At 66.8% G+C, this 14,761-nt stretch carries 14 protein-coding genes; 8 read left to right on the forward strand and 6 right to left on the reverse strand.

All coding sequences use genetic code 11. The features are described from left to right. Positions 1 to 502 precede the first annotated feature (502 nt). The 6 genes from rsmG to rpmH are packed head-to-tail and all read right to left on the reverse strand — an operon-like array spanning position 503 to position 3,578. Positions 503 to 1,150, reverse strand: coding sequence for a 16S rRNA (guanine(527)-N(7))-methyltransferase RsmG (rsmG, locus tag B7W94_RS06230; RefSeq protein WP_062765888.1), 648 nt, complete (start codon positions 1,148 to 1,150; stop codon positions 503 to 505). Positions 1,151 to 1,174: 24 nt separating this feature from the next. Beyond that, on the reverse strand, positions 1,175 to 1,666 hold the full coding sequence (locus tag B7W94_RS06235; RefSeq protein ID WP_025102865.1) for a Jag family protein: 492 nt from the start codon (positions 1,664 to 1,666) through the stop codon (positions 1,175 to 1,177). Further along, positions 1,663 to 2,733: a membrane protein insertase YidC gene (yidC, locus tag B7W94_RS06240; RefSeq protein WP_060921330.1), complete on the reverse strand. Its 1,071-nt coding sequence runs from the start codon at positions 2,731 to 2,733 to the stop codon at positions 1,663 to 1,665. Before yidC ends, B7W94_RS06235 begins: the two co-directional genes overlap by 4 nt. A gap of 3 nt (positions 2,734 to 2,736) precedes the next feature. Further along, positions 2,737 to 3,087 (reverse strand): membrane protein insertion efficiency factor YidD, encoded by a 351-nt coding sequence (yidD, locus tag B7W94_RS06245; protein WP_025102867.1) that lies wholly within the window; start codon positions 3,085 to 3,087, stop codon positions 2,737 to 2,739. Then, the gene (gene rnpA, locus B7W94_RS06250) at positions 3,084 to 3,434 is read right to left on the reverse strand and encodes a ribonuclease P protein component (protein ID WP_081811539.1); all 351 of its coding nucleotides are present in this window, start codon (positions 3,432 to 3,434) and stop codon (positions 3,084 to 3,086) included. The genes yidD and rnpA overlap by 4 nt, the downstream gene beginning before the upstream one ends. 6 nt (positions 3,435 to 3,440) lie before the next feature. After that, positions 3,441 to 3,578, reverse strand: coding sequence for a 50S ribosomal protein L34 (gene rpmH / locus B7W94_RS06255; protein WP_022879826.1), 138 nt, complete (start codon positions 3,576 to 3,578; stop codon positions 3,441 to 3,443). A gap of 225 nt (positions 3,579 to 3,803) precedes the next feature. Between rpmH and B7W94_RS06260 the strand changes: the two genes are divergently transcribed. The 8 genes from B7W94_RS06260 to B7W94_RS06295 all read left to right on the forward strand — a co-directional run bounded on the left by B7W94_RS06260 (position 3,804) and on the right by B7W94_RS06295 (position 14,616). Next, positions 3,804 to 4,418, forward strand: a complete 615-nt coding sequence (locus B7W94_RS06260; protein ID WP_085605316.1) for a hypothetical protein — start codon at positions 3,804 to 3,806, stop codon at positions 4,416 to 4,418. Positions 4,419 to 4,601: 183 nt separating this feature from the next. Continuing rightward, complete coding sequence (gene dnaA, locus B7W94_RS06265) at positions 4,602 to 5,993, forward strand: chromosomal replication initiator protein DnaA (protein ID WP_025102871.1); 1,392 nt, start codon at positions 4,602 to 4,604, stop codon at positions 5,991 to 5,993. A 482-nt stretch (positions 5,994 to 6,475) separates the two neighbouring features. Continuing rightward, a complete protein-coding gene (gene dnaN, locus B7W94_RS06270; RefSeq protein WP_025102872.1) occupies positions 6,476 to 7,618 on the forward strand; it encodes a DNA polymerase III subunit beta in 1,143 nt (380 codons plus the stop codon). 52 nt (positions 7,619 to 7,670) lie between these two features. Then, the gene (recF, locus tag B7W94_RS06275) at positions 7,671 to 8,885 is read left to right on the forward strand and encodes a DNA replication/repair protein RecF (protein WP_085605318.1); all 1,215 of its coding nucleotides are present in this window, start codon (positions 7,671 to 7,673) and stop codon (positions 8,883 to 8,885) included. Then, positions 8,878 to 9,387: a DUF721 domain-containing protein gene (locus tag B7W94_RS06280; RefSeq protein ID WP_085605320.1), complete on the forward strand. Its 510-nt coding sequence runs from the start codon at positions 8,878 to 8,880 to the stop codon at positions 9,385 to 9,387. Before recF ends, B7W94_RS06280 begins: the two co-directional genes overlap by 8 nt. A 118-nt stretch (positions 9,388 to 9,505) precedes the next feature. Next, positions 9,506 to 11,587, forward strand: coding sequence for a DNA topoisomerase (ATP-hydrolyzing) subunit B (gene gyrB, locus B7W94_RS06285; RefSeq protein WP_025102875.1), 2,082 nt, complete (start codon positions 9,506 to 9,508; stop codon positions 11,585 to 11,587). A 72-nt stretch (positions 11,588 to 11,659) separates the two neighbouring features. After that, positions 11,660 to 14,215 carry a DNA gyrase subunit A gene (gyrA, locus tag B7W94_RS06290; protein ID WP_025102876.1) on the forward strand — a complete coding sequence of 852 codons (2,556 nt, stop codon included), beginning with the start codon at positions 11,660 to 11,662 and terminating at the stop codon, positions 14,213 to 14,215. Further along, entirely contained in the window at positions 14,212 to 14,616 is a 405-nt protein-coding gene (locus tag B7W94_RS06295) for a DUF3566 domain-containing protein (protein WP_025102877.1), read from the forward strand. The genes gyrA and B7W94_RS06295 overlap by 4 nt, the downstream gene beginning before the upstream one ends. Positions 14,617 to 14,761: the final 145 nt, after the last annotated feature.

The raw sequence follows: 14,761 nt of genomic DNA on the forward strand, positions 1-14,761 counted from the left end.
CCGAGAGCGACACCTGTCGACGCATCGGCGCACGGCAGTGTGACGGTTACCTACTCCCCTGCATCGCTTTCCTATCCGCCTCGGCCAACGGTGCGGAAATGAAGCTGTTTCACGTGAAACAACTGCCGTACAGCACCCGAACTGAAGCCTTCACACGCGCCATGCAGAGGTCCGGACCCGTCCCGTTCGCCGCAGCCAGTCGGATTCACGCCCATTGCGCGGCGCACCGACTCAGCGCTTCCCAGCCCTGGCGCATCGATCCGCGCAGCGGCTCAATCGATGCGACGACAGGACGAACCTTCGCGGGGCGCGGTGAACGACGACTGCTCCGACTTCGATCTGGACGAACACAGCCGCAACCGCAGCGGAGCGGCCTACGGACGTGATCGCACGACATCGCCCCATGGAGAGTGATCTCCCGGCGACGTATCGACGGCGCCGGAAACATGGGGGCACGGTAGGACCCCGGGTCAGCCCCGTGTCCCGGGAGACGGCGACGTCTTCAGCGCACGGAGGCGCGGACGACTCGAGTGGTCTCCGGGAGCAACCCCTCGCCCAGCACTTCGACCCGAACATCCGCGAGCTTGAACTTCGCGATCTGCTTCCGTGCCGCTTCGATCTCGTTCGCGGCGTTCATCCCCTTCAACAGGGCCAGTTCCCCACCATCGCGGACCAGCGGAGCGGTCAGAGGGATCAGGGTCCGCAATGCGCTCACCGCACGAGCCGTGACGACATCGAAGGCGCCCTTCGCACGCACGTCCTCGGCACGCGCGCGGAGAATGGTGACATTCGTGAGCTCCAGGTCGTTCACTTGCTCAGTCAACCAATTGATCCGACGCTCCATCGGCTCCACGAGGGTCCACGACACGTCGGGCCGCGCGATCGCGAGCACCAGACCGGGCAGTCCGGCCCCGGACCCGATATCCGCGACGGAGCCGTGGAAGAGGGGCGCGGCGATCGCGCTGTTCAGGATGTGGCGCGTCCACAAGCGCGGCAGTTCCAGCGGCCCGATCAGGCCCCGCTCCTCCCCCTCACGCGCAAGGGAGTCCGTGAACCGTCGAGCGAGTTGCAGGCGCTCCCCGAAGATCCGGGCAGCGACGGCCGGCTCCTGCTCGACGGTCTTCTCGCCGAAGTCCTGCGTCTCGGACACGTGCCAGCGCTCGCCTTCCGCGCGTCAGTGCCGACGCAGGACCGTGTGCCGGTCCGCGCCCTCGCCGTACGACTCGGAAACGAGCCCGCGCTCGGCGGCGATGTCGTGGACCAGCTTGCGCTCATAGCTCGACATCGCCGGCAGCGAGGCCTGCGACGAGCCCTCATCGAGCTTCGCGGCCGCCGCCTCGACCAGAGTCACGAGCTGACGGCGCCGCGCGTCGCGGGATCCGCCGATGTCGAGGATGAGGCGCGAGAACGAGCCGGTCTTGTTCTGGACGGCGAGACGCGTGAGCTCCTGCAACGCCTGCACCGTATCGGGAGCGGAGAGCAGCGCGAGCCCGTCACCCTCGGCCTCGACGGAGACGTAAGCACGACCCTGACGGACGTCGAGGTTCAGATCACCGTCGATGTCTGCGATGTCGAGCAGCTCCTCGAGGTAGTCCGCCGCGACATCCCCCTCGTTCTCGAGCTGCGCCACAGTGGGCTCTGTGCTCCCGGTCACGACCTCGCTCATGACGCGTTCCCCTTCTTCTTCGCACGCTTCTTGCCGACCGGCTGCTGCCGCTTCGGCGCCGCCGCCTTCGCCTTCTCAGCCTCCTCGAGCAGACGCTGCTGCTCGGCCTCGTAGGCAGCCATCGGGACGACCTTGCCGGAGGAGTCGATCGCCTTGCCCTTGCGGGCGAGCCGCTCTTCGCGGGCCTTGGCGGCTTCGGAACCGGGAGTCGGCATCTCACGGATGACGAGGAACTGCTGCCCCATGGTCCAGAGGTTCGAGATGAACCAGTACACGACCACGCCGAGCGGGAAGAAGACACCGGAGAAGATGAAGCCCAGCGGCAGAACGTAGAGCATGATCTTCTGCATCTGGTACGCCTGGCCGGTCTTGGCCTCCGGCGAGAGGTTCTTCGAGATGATCTGCAGCTGCGTGAAGAACTGCGACGCGATCATCAGGACGACCAGGGTGATCAGGATGATGATCGCCGTGACGTTCTGGGCCTCGATCGCGTTGCCGAGGTTCTCGTGCAGGGACGCGACCCCGAAGAGCTTGGCGTCGTAGAACTCCTGCGTGAGCTCCGCGCTCAGCAGCCCGACACCGCCGACGCCCTGCGTCGCATGCTTGCTGACGTCGCTCAGCACGCTGTAGAGCGAGAAGAAGATCGGCATCTGCACGAGCAGGGGCAGACAGCTCGACATCGGCGTCGTGCCGTGCTTCTTGTACAGCGCCATCGTCTCGCGACTCATCGCCTCGCGAGAGAGCTGGTCCTTCTTGCCACGGTACTTCTCCTGAACTTTGCGCAGCTCAGGAGCGATTTCCATCATCTTCCGCTGGCTCTTGATCTGCTTCACGAACAGCGGGATGAGCGCTGCACGGACCACGATCACGAGGCCGACGATCGAGAGGACCCAGGTGATTCCGGACGCCGCCGGGAGACCGACGGCCGTCAGCAGCCAGTGCCAGGCGACGAGGATGAGCTCGACGACCCACTTCAGCGGCCACAGGATCGTGCCGAGCAGGTCGAATCCGCCGGATGCCGGTTCCGGGCTGGGGGTGGCACTGGCGAACAGAAGGTCAAGACCCACCGATCAGTCCTTTCGGGAGGGGACGACGAAACCGTGTGCGGTCAGGTCGTAGCGGAAGTGTCGATGCGGTGTGACGTCGTCGACGCCTCCGCGAGACCAGGGGTTGCAGCGGAGGATGCGCCACGCCGAGAGCAGAGCCCCCCGCACGGCGCCGTGCTGCTGCACCGCACCTACAGCGTAGGCGGAACAGGAGGGGTAGTACGCACACACGTCCCCGTACATCGGCGAGACCACCTTGCGGTACCCCGCGAGAAGAGCGAGCACGGCGTTGCGCGGAAGGAGCGGAATGCTCCGGAGCACGTCGCGTCCGTGCATCTCTCCCGTGCCCACCGACGACGCCGGCAACGCAGTCATGATGTGGCCTCGACGGGCGCGAGCCGCGCCAGACAGCGGTGCACGTCACTGCGGAGTTCCGCATACGACGCGGTCGCCGACGCAGGAAGGGCACGGATGACGACATCCGTGCCCTGAGGAACACGCGGGAGCGCCTCCGCACAGACGGCTTTGAGTCGCCGGCGCACGGTGTTGCGCACCACAGCGGTGCCCACCTGCTTGCTGATGATGAAACCGAAACGCGCTGCTCTGCTCTCACCGGTCGCCAGCATGGAGGTGAGGACGCGGGCCCCGCCACAACGCGATCCGCGTCGAACGACCAGTCGGTAGTCGCTCCCGCGGGTCAAACGGAACGGGCGGGCGAGCACAGCTGCTTACGCGGAGAGCTCGGTACGGCCCTTCGCGCGGCGTGCCGAGAGGATGGCACGACCGGCGCGGGTGCGCATGCGGGCACGGAAGCCGTGCTTCTTGGCGCGACGACGGTTGTTGGGCTGGAAGGTGCGCTTGCTCATGAGATCACTCCGGGAATGCTGCCACCGGATTCACTTCGACCGGAGACATAGGGAACTGCCGTACAGGCATAAGTCAACCGATTAAGGGTACGTCTTGGCGGCGCGCAGGGCAAATCTACCGCACGACCGTTCTCGGCCGCTCCGCTCGCGAGGGCGCCATCCGGCCGTCGATATGCTATCCGGACCGCCGATGAGCGGAAAGTGCCGTGCCAGCGAGAGGCCGCGATGACCCACCCGCAGACCCTTTCCTCCGACTCCGGATCCGCGCCCGCCTATGACGGCGGGGCAAGACGTGCACTCTCCACCGCGGCGATCGCCACGGGCGCTGTCTCCCTGATCCTCCTGGTCGCCCTGGCCGTTCCGTACTACGCGCTCCAGAATCCTTGGCTGATCCCCGTGTTCGTCCTCGGTGCGGCTGCCGCGATCGGCGGTATCGCCCTCGGCCTCCGTGCACGACGAGCCCCGTCGGCCGAGCGCCGGTCAGCCGGTCTCGGAGTGGCGGGGGCCGTCGCCGCCCTCATCCTCGCCCTCGTCCTGCTGGTCGTCTTCCTGAGCGGACTCTGGTCACCCCCGCTGAACAAGGTGTTCCTCGAAGGAACGGGACCGCAGTCCGGGGTGACAGCCACCTTCAGCAGCGACACCGAGACCAGGACCCTCCCCTGGCCGGCGGTCGGGAACGCGCAGTACACCACCTCGGAGTCGTCGGCCTGGATCACGATCACGGCACCCACCGACAGCGATGATCAGACGGTGGGATGCAAGATCTATTGGAACGACGAGCTGGTCGTCGAGGAGACGTCGGATTCCGGCACGGTCAGCTGCGAGTACGACGCCGACTGAGAGCACTCGCCTCCGCTCCACACAGGAGCTATCCACAACCCCGGCCACGCGACCGAGCCGCCACGGGGCTTGATTCTCCGCGGCAGGTTGCCGTTCCCGACGACGATGACTAGCGTGGGCATCCGTAGTTATCCACAGGGCAGCCTCTCCCGCGCTCCCTTCCCGAATATCGTCCGGAGCACCATGTCCTCACCAGCCCAGCCCGAAGTCCCGATCTGGACCACGGTGCAGGAGCTGCTGGAAGCCGACGACCGGGTCACCCCCCAGCTCCAGGGGTTCCTGAGTCTCGCGGTACCGGCCGGCGTGATGTCGGCGACGCTCTACCTCGAGGTGCCGAACGACCTCACCGCGGCCCAGATCAACAAGCGCCTCCGGCTGCCCATCATGGAAGCCCTCGCGCACATCGGCGAGGAGGTCACCTCGTACCGGGTCGTCGTGAACCACGAACTGGCCGAGCAGCCCACCGCCCCCATCGCCGTGGCGGACTTCGGTCGGCAGGAACCGGTGCGCGCCGAGTCCCCGATGGAGCAGCCCGCGGCCGTGCGCCACGAGTCGCGCCTCAACCCGAAGTACACCTTCGACAACTTCGTGATCGGCCAGTCCAACCGGTTCGCCCATGCCGCGGCGGTCGCGGTGGCCGAAGCGCCGGCCAAGGCCTACAACCCGCTCTTCATCTACGGCGACTCCGGACTGGGCAAGACCCACCTCCTCCACGCCATCGGCGACTACGCGCAGTCCCTCTATGCGGGGGTCAAGGTGCGATACGTGTCGAGTGAGGAGTTCACGAACGACTTCATCAACTCGATCGCCAACAACCGCGGTGCCGCGTTCCAGGCCCGGTACCGCGACGTGGACATCCTCCTCATCGACGACATCCAGTTCCTCCAGGGGCGCGCGGAGACGCAGGAGGCGTTCTTCCACACCTTCAACACCCTGCACGATCACAACAAGCAGGTCGTGATCACGAGCGATGTCGCGCCGAAGCACCTGACCGGCTTCGAGGACCGCATGCGCAGCCGCTTCGAGTGGGGCCTCATCACCGACGTGCAGGCACCCGACCTCGAGACCCGCATCGCGATCCTGCGCAAGAAGGCGCAGAGCGAAGCCCTCCACATCCCCGACGAGGTGCTCGAGTACATCGCCACGGTCGTGTCCTCGAACATCCGCGAACTCGAGGGCGCACTCATCCGCGTCTCGGCGTTCGCGAGCCTGAACCGCTCGGCCCTCGACATCTCCCTCGCCCAGACCGTGCTGCGGGACATCATCGACACGGCCGAGGACAACATCATCTCGCCGACCGACATCATCACGGCGACCGCACAGTACTTCAAGCTCACCGTCGACGATCTCTACGGCTCCAGCCGCTCCCAGCAGATCGCCACCGCCCGGCAGATCGCCATGTACCTCTGCCGTGAGCGCACCAGCCTCTCCCTCCCGAAGATCGGGCAGCTCTTCGGCAACCGGGACCACACGACGGTCATGTACGCCTACAAGAAGATCAGCGAGCTCATGAAGGAGCGCCGCTCGATCTACAACCAGGTGACCGAGATCACCACGCAGCTCGGTCGTCGCTGACGCCCGCGCGCACGAGAGGGACGCCATCCGACACCGGAGGGCGTCCCTTCGGCGTTTGGCAGGTCCGTGACCGCCGGATAAATGCGTCTATGCACATGTGGATAACTTGTGGATGACCGTGGAACGCGCCGACGCAGATGTGTGTCGATCGGGGAAACCTGTGGATAACCGCGGGACGGTCTAATCGCGACGGACCCTCGTCCACCCGCGGATTCCTCAGGGTCTCCACAAGTGACAAGTGTGTAGTTCCCTACTCGCGCTTGCTTTCCACCGACTTATCCACAGTATCCACAGGTGTTAACACCGTTAAGGAGTTAAGTCATTCAAGGTGCGATCCGATCACCAGACGGTGGGGAGAACCGGTCCGGGGCATGACAAGTCCTCCGGCGTAGGGAAGCGCAGGACTGTGGGGCTAGCATGGGATTCCCTGCACAGGCAGGGCCCGACGACGACCCGTCATGTTCGACGACAAGGGAGCACCCGTGAGGTTTCAGGTCAACCGCGATGTCTTCAGCGAGGCTGTGTCCTTCGTCGTCAAGCTGCTCCCCCAGCGGAATCCGCAGCCGATCCTCGCCGGAGTGCTGATCGAGGCCGACGGTTCGGGACTCACGCTCTCGGCCTTCGACTACGAGGCCTCCGCACGGACGACCATCGAGGCGACGGTCGAGACCCCGGGCACGATCCTCGTCCACGGCCGCCTGCTCTCGGACATCGCGAGCCGCCTCCCGAACGCCCCCATCGAGATCGCCGTGGAGGATGACGGCGGGATCGCGGTGACCTGCGGCTCGGCGCGCTTCACCCTCGCGGCCATGCCGGTCGAGGAATACCCGTCGATTCCCGAGGTCTCCGGATCCTCCGGCGTCGTCCCGGCCGACGAGTTCGGCACCGCGATCGCCCAGGTCGGCTTCGCCGCATCCCGTGACGACGTGACTCCGGTGCTGACGGGTGTCCAGCTCGAGGTCACCGGACACACGCTCAGCCTCGTCGCCACCGACCGCTACCGGGTCTCGCTCCGCGACGTGCCGTGGGACGGGGAAGCCGTCGAGGCGACCGCGCTGGTCCCCGCTCGCACGCTCGTCGAGGTCGGCAAGACCTTCGGGCACGCCGGCACGATCCAGATCGCTTTCTCGGGGGCCGGAGACCGCGAGATCATCGCGTTCACCGCCGGCAACAAGACCGTGACCTCGCTGCTCATCAAGGGCAACTTCCCCCCGGTCCGGCGCCTCTTCCCCGAGCAGACCGACCACTACGCCGTCGTCAACACCGCCGACCTCATCGAGGCCGTCCGCCGCGTGTCCCTCGTGCTCGACCGCGCCGCGCCGCTGCGCTTCACGTTCTCGACCGACAGCGTCACGATGGACGCCTCCGGCAGCGAGCACGCCCGCGCCTCCGAGTCGGTCGACGCCATCCTCTCCGGCGGCGACGAGGTGACCCTGGGGCTCAACCCGCAGTACCTCATCGAGGCGCTCGGCGCGGTCAAGAGCGAGTTCGTGCGAGTGACCTTCACCTCCAGCGACAACGCCAACAAGCTCAGCCCCGTCCTCATCACCAGCCAGACCTCGGTCGACCAGGCGGGCCTGGACTCGTTCAAGTACCTGCTGCAGCCCAACCTCCTCCTGCGCTGAGCGCGAGCTCTCGCCCCGAGGGAGTGTCCGACCCGGAAGGTAGGCTGGCTCCGTGATTGTGGAGCATCTCAGCCTGGTCGATTTCCGCAATTACGCGACCGCGGAACTCGCCCTGCACCGAGGGCCGAACGTCCTCGTCGGGCGGAACGGCCAGGGCAAGACGAACCTCGCCGAGGCCGTGGTCTTCCTCGCGACGCTCGGGTCGCATCGGGTGTCGTCCGACGCTCCGATGGTGCGGGACGGCCAGGACTACGCGGTCATCCGTGCGCGGCTCTCCCACGGTGAGCGGCGTGTGCTCGTCGAGGTGCAGCTCAATCGACAGGGGTCGAACAAGGCGCGCGTCAACGGCTCGCCGTCGAAGACCAACGAGCTCCCCCGCTACGCGCACGTCGTCCTCTTCGCGCCGGAAGACCTCCAGATCGTCCGTGGAGACCCGTCGGCTCGGCGCCGGTTCGCCGATCAACTCCTCATCCAGCGCACCCCGCGCCTCGCCGCGGTACTGGCCGACTACGATCGCGTGCTCAAGCAGCGCAACGCCCTTCTCAAGTCGGCGCGGGCGCGCGGCATCCGCGGTGAGGCCTTGAGCACCCTGGACGTCTGGGACGACAAGCTCGTCTCGCTGGGATCGGAGATCATCACGGCGCGGCAGCGGTTGGCTTCCGATCTGCACCAACCGGTGGCCGATGCCTATGCGGCGATTGCGGGCGCCGATCACCGACCGCAACTGGACTGGGCCCTGTCCGTCGCCGGCAGCGATCCGGAGGACGACGACGATCGGGACGCCGCCGACGGCTCCACTCCCGTGGATGACGTGCGCGGAGACTCCCGCCGGATCGCCGAGATGTTCCGCGCTTCCCTCGCCGCGAAGCGATCGAACGAGCTCGACCGCGGTCTCACCCTCACCGGACCCCACCGGGACGATCTGGTGCTGCGGGTCCGCGACCTCCCCGTGAAGGGCTACGCCTCGCACGGCGAGTCCTGGTCGGTCGCGCTCGCTCTGCGGCTGGCATCCGCCGAGCTGCTGCGCAGCGAGTCTCCCGCCGGCGACCCGGTGCTCATCCTCGACGACGTCTTCGCCGAGCTGGACGCCGATCGGCGCCAGCGTCTCGCCGCCCTCACGGCGGGCTATGAGCAGGTGGTGGTGACTGCCGCGGTGGAGGAGGATATCCCCGATGTGCTTCACGCCCACGTCGTGCGCATCGCAGCGGGGACCATCACCGACGAGCGCGACCGGTCGCAGGAAGAGGAGGGTGCGCAGGATGACTGACGTCGTCACGGAAAGCGCAGCTCCGGCGGAGGCGCCGGAGACCGTCGCCACCTATTTGCGGCTGCGCGGGCTCAAGCCGAGCGCCAAGAACTGGAAGCGCAAGCGACGGATCTCGGTCGACGACGACAACGCGCCGTTCACTCCCGGACGCGATCCGGGAACCCTCGGTGCGGTCCTCGACACCCTCACCCGTGAATCCGGCTGGGAGACGACGCTCGCGCGGGAGGACCTCGTCCGGCAGTGGGCCGACCTCGCCGGGGCGGACACCGCGAAGCACTCGGAGCCGGTGTCGCTCGAGCGCGGACTGCTCACCGTGAAGTGCGATTCGACGGCGTGGGCGAAGAACCTGCAGTTCATGCGTGCGACCATCCTCACCGAGATCGGACGACGGTATCCGGAGGCGGGGGTGGAGAACCTCCGCTTCATCGGACCGGACGTCCCCTCGTGGAAATGGGGTCCCAGAGCCGTTCCAGGGCGGGGCCCGCGCGATACCTACGGGTAGGGCACCATGCAAGGGGTCCGAAACGCTCAGAGGGCCACACGCGGCCGTTGAGCGGCATTTCGACTCGAAACCCGGCTAGAATGGGAGTTCGAGATATCGATCTGGAGAATGCCCTCTGATGACGCCTGAATCCCCTGCTGACGAGACGGAACCGAACAACGACGCTTCGTCGGGCTCACAGGCCGGAGAATCGGCGGCACCCGCACCGAAGAAGCAGCAGCCCGGTGAGTACGGCGCCGACTCGATCCAGATCCTCGAAGGACTCGAGGCCGTCCGCAAGCGCCCCGGCATGTACATCGGCTCGACCGGGCCGCGTGGACTGCACCACCTCGTCTACGAGATCGTCGACAACTCGGTGGACGAGGCGCTGGCCGGCTACGCCGACACGATCCTCGTCACCCTTCTCGCCGACGGCGGCGTGCGCGTGGTCGACAACGGCCGCGGCATCCCCGTCGACCCGCACTCCTCCGACCCGTCGAAGTCCACGGTCGAGGTCGTGCTCACGATCCTGCACGCGGGCGGCAAGTTCGGCGGCGGCGCCTACGCCGTCTCCGGCGGTCTGCACGGCGTCGGATCCTCGGTGGTGAACGCCCTGTCGACCCGCTTCGACGTGGAGGTCAAGCAGAAGGGCTTCGTCTGGCGGCACAGCTTCGCCGAGGGCGGCGTCCCGCAGCAGAAGCTCGAGAAGGGCGAGGCCACCGAGGAGACCGGGACGAGCATCACGTTCTGGCCGGACGCGGAGATCTTCCAGGAGACGGTCGAGTTCGACTACGACACGCTCCGCACCCGGTTCCAGCAGATGGCGTTCCTCAACAAGGGACTGCGCATCGAGCTGTCCGACGAGCGGCCGGAGTCGGCGTACGAGACGGAGGAAGACGGCCAGGCGGTCACGAAGCAGCCGAGCGACGTCTTCTTCTACGAGCGCGGTCTCGTCGACTACGTCGAATACCTGAACAAGGTGCGTCACGCCGAGGTCGTCAACGAGGAGATCATCGCCTTCGAGTCGGAGGACACGGCGCGCAAGATCTCGCTCGAGGTCGCGATGCAGTGGACCACGTCCTACACGGAGAACGTGTTCACCTACGCGAACACGATCAACACGCACGAGGGCGGCACGCACGAGGAGGGCTTCCGGGCGGCGCTCACCACGCTCGTCAACCGCTACGCCCGTGCGAACAACCTCCTCAAGGAGAAGGACGACAACCTCTCCGGCGACGACGTGCGTGAGGGGCTGACCGCCGTCATCTCGATCAAGCTCGGCGAGCCCCAGTTCGAGGGTCAGACCAAGACCAAGCTCGGCAACACCGAGGCGAAGGCCTTTGTGCAGAAGGTCGTCGGCGATCAGCTCGGCGACTGGTTCGACCGCAACCCGACCCAGGCGAAGAACGTGATCCGCAAGGCGATCGACGCGGCGACGGCACGCCTCGCCGCCCGCAAGGCGCGCGAGACGGCTCGCCGCAAGAGCGTCTTCGAGTCGGCGGCGATGCCCGACAAGCTCAAGGACTGCACGAGCAAGGACCCGTCGATCAGCGAGATCTTCCTCGTGGAGGGCGACTCGGCCGGTGGTTCCGCAGTGCAGGGTCGCGACCCGCACACGCAGGCGATCCTCGCGCTGCGCGGCAAGATCCTCAACGTCGAGCGCGCGCGTCTCGACAAGGCGCTCGGCAACAAGGAAGTCCAGGCGATGATCCAGGCCTTCGGTACGGGCATCGGCGAGGAGTTCGACATCGAGAAGGCGCGCTATCACAAGATCGTGCTGATGGCCGATGCCGACGTCGACGGCCAGCACATCACCACCCTGCTGCTCACGCTGCTGTTCCGCTACATGCGCGGACTCATCGAGGCCGGCTTCGTGTACCTCGCGATGCCGCCGCTCTACCGCCTCAAGTGGTCGAACGCGGCACACGAGTACGTGTTCAGCGACGCCGAGCGCGACGCGCTGCTGGCCTACGGGCTGGAGAACGGCAAGCGCATCCCGAAGGACGCCGGCATCCAGCGCTACAAGGGTCTCGGCGAGATGAACGCCAAGGAGCTCTGGGAGACCACGATGGACCACACCACCCGGACGCTCCGTCAGGTGACCATCGAGGACGCCGCCGCCGCGGACGAGATCTTCAGCGTGCTGATGGGCGAGGACGTGGAATCGCGTCGGAGCTTCATCCAGCGCAACGCCAAGGACGTCCGGTTCCTCGACATCTGATCACCGCGGGGTCCCTGAGCGTGTGCCAGGGGATCCGACGCCTCGACAAGCTCAGCCAACCAGGAAAGACACATGACTGACGAAGAACGCCCCGACATCACCGAGGGCCACGAGCACGGCAAGATCGACCAGGTCGATCTGCAGTCGGAGATGCAGCGCAGCTATCTCGACTACGCCATGGCGGTCATCGTCGGCCGTGCTCTCCCCGATGTGCGCGACGGTCTCAAGCCGGTGCACCGCCGAGTGATCTACGGCATGTACGACGGCGGATTCCGCCCCGACAAGTCGTTCTCCAAGTGCGCCCGCGTCGTCGGCGAGGTCATGGGTCAGTACCACCCGCACGGCGACTCGGCGATCTACGACGCGCTCGTCCGTCTCGTGCAGCCGTGGTCGCTCCGGTACCCGCTCGCTCTCGGCCAGGGCAACTTCGGCTCGCCCGGCAACATGGGCGCGGCGGCACCGCGGTACACCGAGACGAAGATGGCCCCGCTCGCGCTCGAGATGGTGCGCGACATCGAAGAGGACACCGTCGACTTCGCCGACAACTACGACGGCCAGACCCAGGAGCCGACGGTTCTGCCGTCCCGGTTCCCGAACCTCCTCGTCAATGGCTCGGTGGGCATCGCGGTCGGCATGGCGACCAACATCCCGCCGCACAACCTCCGCGAGGTGTCCGATGCCGCGCTCTGGGCGCTGGACAACCCGGACCTCCCCCGGGAGCAGCTGCTCGACGGGCTGATCCAGCGCATCCCCGGACCGGACTTCCCGACCGGCGCGCAGATCCTCGGCACGAAGGGCATCCACGAGGCGTACCGCACCGGCCGCGGCTCGATCACGATGCGCGCCGTCGTCAACGTGGAGGAGATCCAGGGGCGGACCTGCCTGGTCATCACCGAGCTGCCGTACCAGGTGAACCCCGACAACGTGGCGGTCAAGATCGGCGACCTCGCGCGCGACGGCAAGATCACCGGCATCGCCGACATCCGCGACGAGTCCTCGGACCGCACGGGTCAGCGCCTCGTCGTCGTGCTCAAGCGCGATGCCGTGGCGAAGGTGGTGCTGAACAACCTCTACAAGCACACGCAGCTGCAGGAGAACTTCGGCGCGAACATGCTCGCGATCGTCGACGGCGTCCCGCGGACGCTCGCGATCGACGGCTTCATCTCGAACTGGATCGCCCACCAGATCGACGTCATCGTGCGACGGACGCAGTTCCGGCTGAACGAGGCCGAGAAGCGCATGCACATCCTGCGCGGCTATCTGAAGGCGCTCGACGCGCTCGACGAGGTTATCGCGCTCATCCGCCGTTCCCAGACGACGCAGGATGCGAACGAGGGTCTGCAGAAGCTCCTCGACATCGACGAGATCCAGGCCGATGCCATCCTGCAGATGCAGCTCCGTCGCCTCGCCGCGCTGGAGCGTCAGAAGATCATCGACCAGGCCAACGAGCTCGAGGCGCTCATCGCGGACTACAAGGCGATCCTCGCCGATGAGGGCCGGCAGCGGACGATCATCCGCGAGGAGCTCACCGCGATCGTCGACCGGTTCGGGGACGAGCGGCGCACGCACATCCTGCACGGCTTCGACGGCGACGTGTCGATGGAAGACCTCATCGCGGAAGAGGAGATGGTCGTCACCGTCACGCGCGAGGGCTACATCAAGCGCACGCGCAGCGACAACTACCGCTCCCAGCACCGCGGCGGCAAGGGCGTCAAGGGCGCCCAGCTGCGCGCCGACGACATCGTCGAGCACTTCTTCGTCACGACGACCCATCACTGGCTGCTGTTCTTCACCGACAAGGGCCGGGTCTACCGCGCGAAGACGTACGAGGTGCCGGAGGCCGGACGGGACGCGAAGGGCACGCACGTCGCGAACCTCCTCGCTCTGCAGCCGGACGAGAGCATCGCGCAGGTCCTCGACATCCGCGACTACGCGGTGGCGGACTACCTCGTCCTCGCCACGCGCGACGGCCTGGTCAAGAAGACCCGTCTCGACAACTACGACACCAACCGCCAGGGCGGCGTGATCGCGATCCGGCTGAACGACGAGGACGAGCTGGTCAGCGCCCTCCTCGTCAACGCCGAGGACGACATCCTCCTCATCAGCCGCAAGGGCATGTCGGTGCGGTTCCAGGCGACCGACGAGGCCCTGCGCCCGATGGGTCGCGCCACCGCCGGTGTGAAGGGCATGAAGTTCCGCGAGGGCGACAGCCTGCTGTCCGCTTCGGTCGCCGCACCCGGGAAGTACGTGTTTGTCGTCACCGACGGCGGCTATGCCAAGCGCACCGCCGTCGAGGAATACCGGGTCCAGGGGCGCGGCGGATACGGCATCAAGGTCGCCAAGTTGAACGACGATCGGGGCACTCTCGCGGGTGGTCTGATCGTGTCCGAGGACGACGAGGTCTTGGTGGTTCTGTCCAGCGGCAAGGTGGTACGCTCTGCCGTGGCCGAGGTCCCCGCCAAGGGTCGCGACACCATGGGAGTGGTGTTCGCCCGCACGACGGAGGCCGACCGCATCCTCGCCATCGCCCGGAACGGCGAGCGTGGTCTCACTGAAGAGGAGACCGAGCCGGATGCCGATGCCGAGGCCCCCCAGACGACTGAGACACCCGAGGATACAGACGCATGAGCACAGTGGCCGACAAGCTGGCGAAGAAGTCGACACGGAAGACCGGCGGTAAGCAGGTCCGTCTGCGCCTCGTCTACGTCGACTTCTGGTCCGCCGTGAAGCTCTCCTTCCTGGGAGCGGTCGCACTGGCCGTGGTCACGATGGTGTCGTTCTTCCTGATCTTCCTCGTGCTCCAGGCCACCGGCATCATGTCCACGGCTGACGAGTTCGTGCGCAGCTTCACCGACGGCGCCATCCCGCTGTCGGAGCTCGTGGGTCTGCCGCAGGTCATGGCGTTCGCCGCCGTCGTCGCGATCCTCAACCTCATCGTGTTCACGGTGCTCGGTGCGGTCGTCGCAGGCATCTACAACCTGGCCGTGAAGGTCACCGGAGGGCTGCTCGTCGGCTTCATGTCGAACTGAGCCTCCGAGACCCCGTCTTTCCGCCGAGACCCCGGCCTGCGCACCGATGCAGGCCGGGGTTTCGGCGGTAGAGCGGGGTTTCGGCGGGGTAGGGAAAACCCGAACGGGAGTGTCCGGCTGACTCGGTGGGCGAGGTCGTGCGGCG

Source organism: Microbacterium sp. LEMMJ01, assembly GCF_002114135.1.
In the GTDB taxonomy this organism is placed as follows: Bacteria; Actinomycetota; Actinomycetes; order Actinomycetales; family Microbacteriaceae; genus Microbacterium.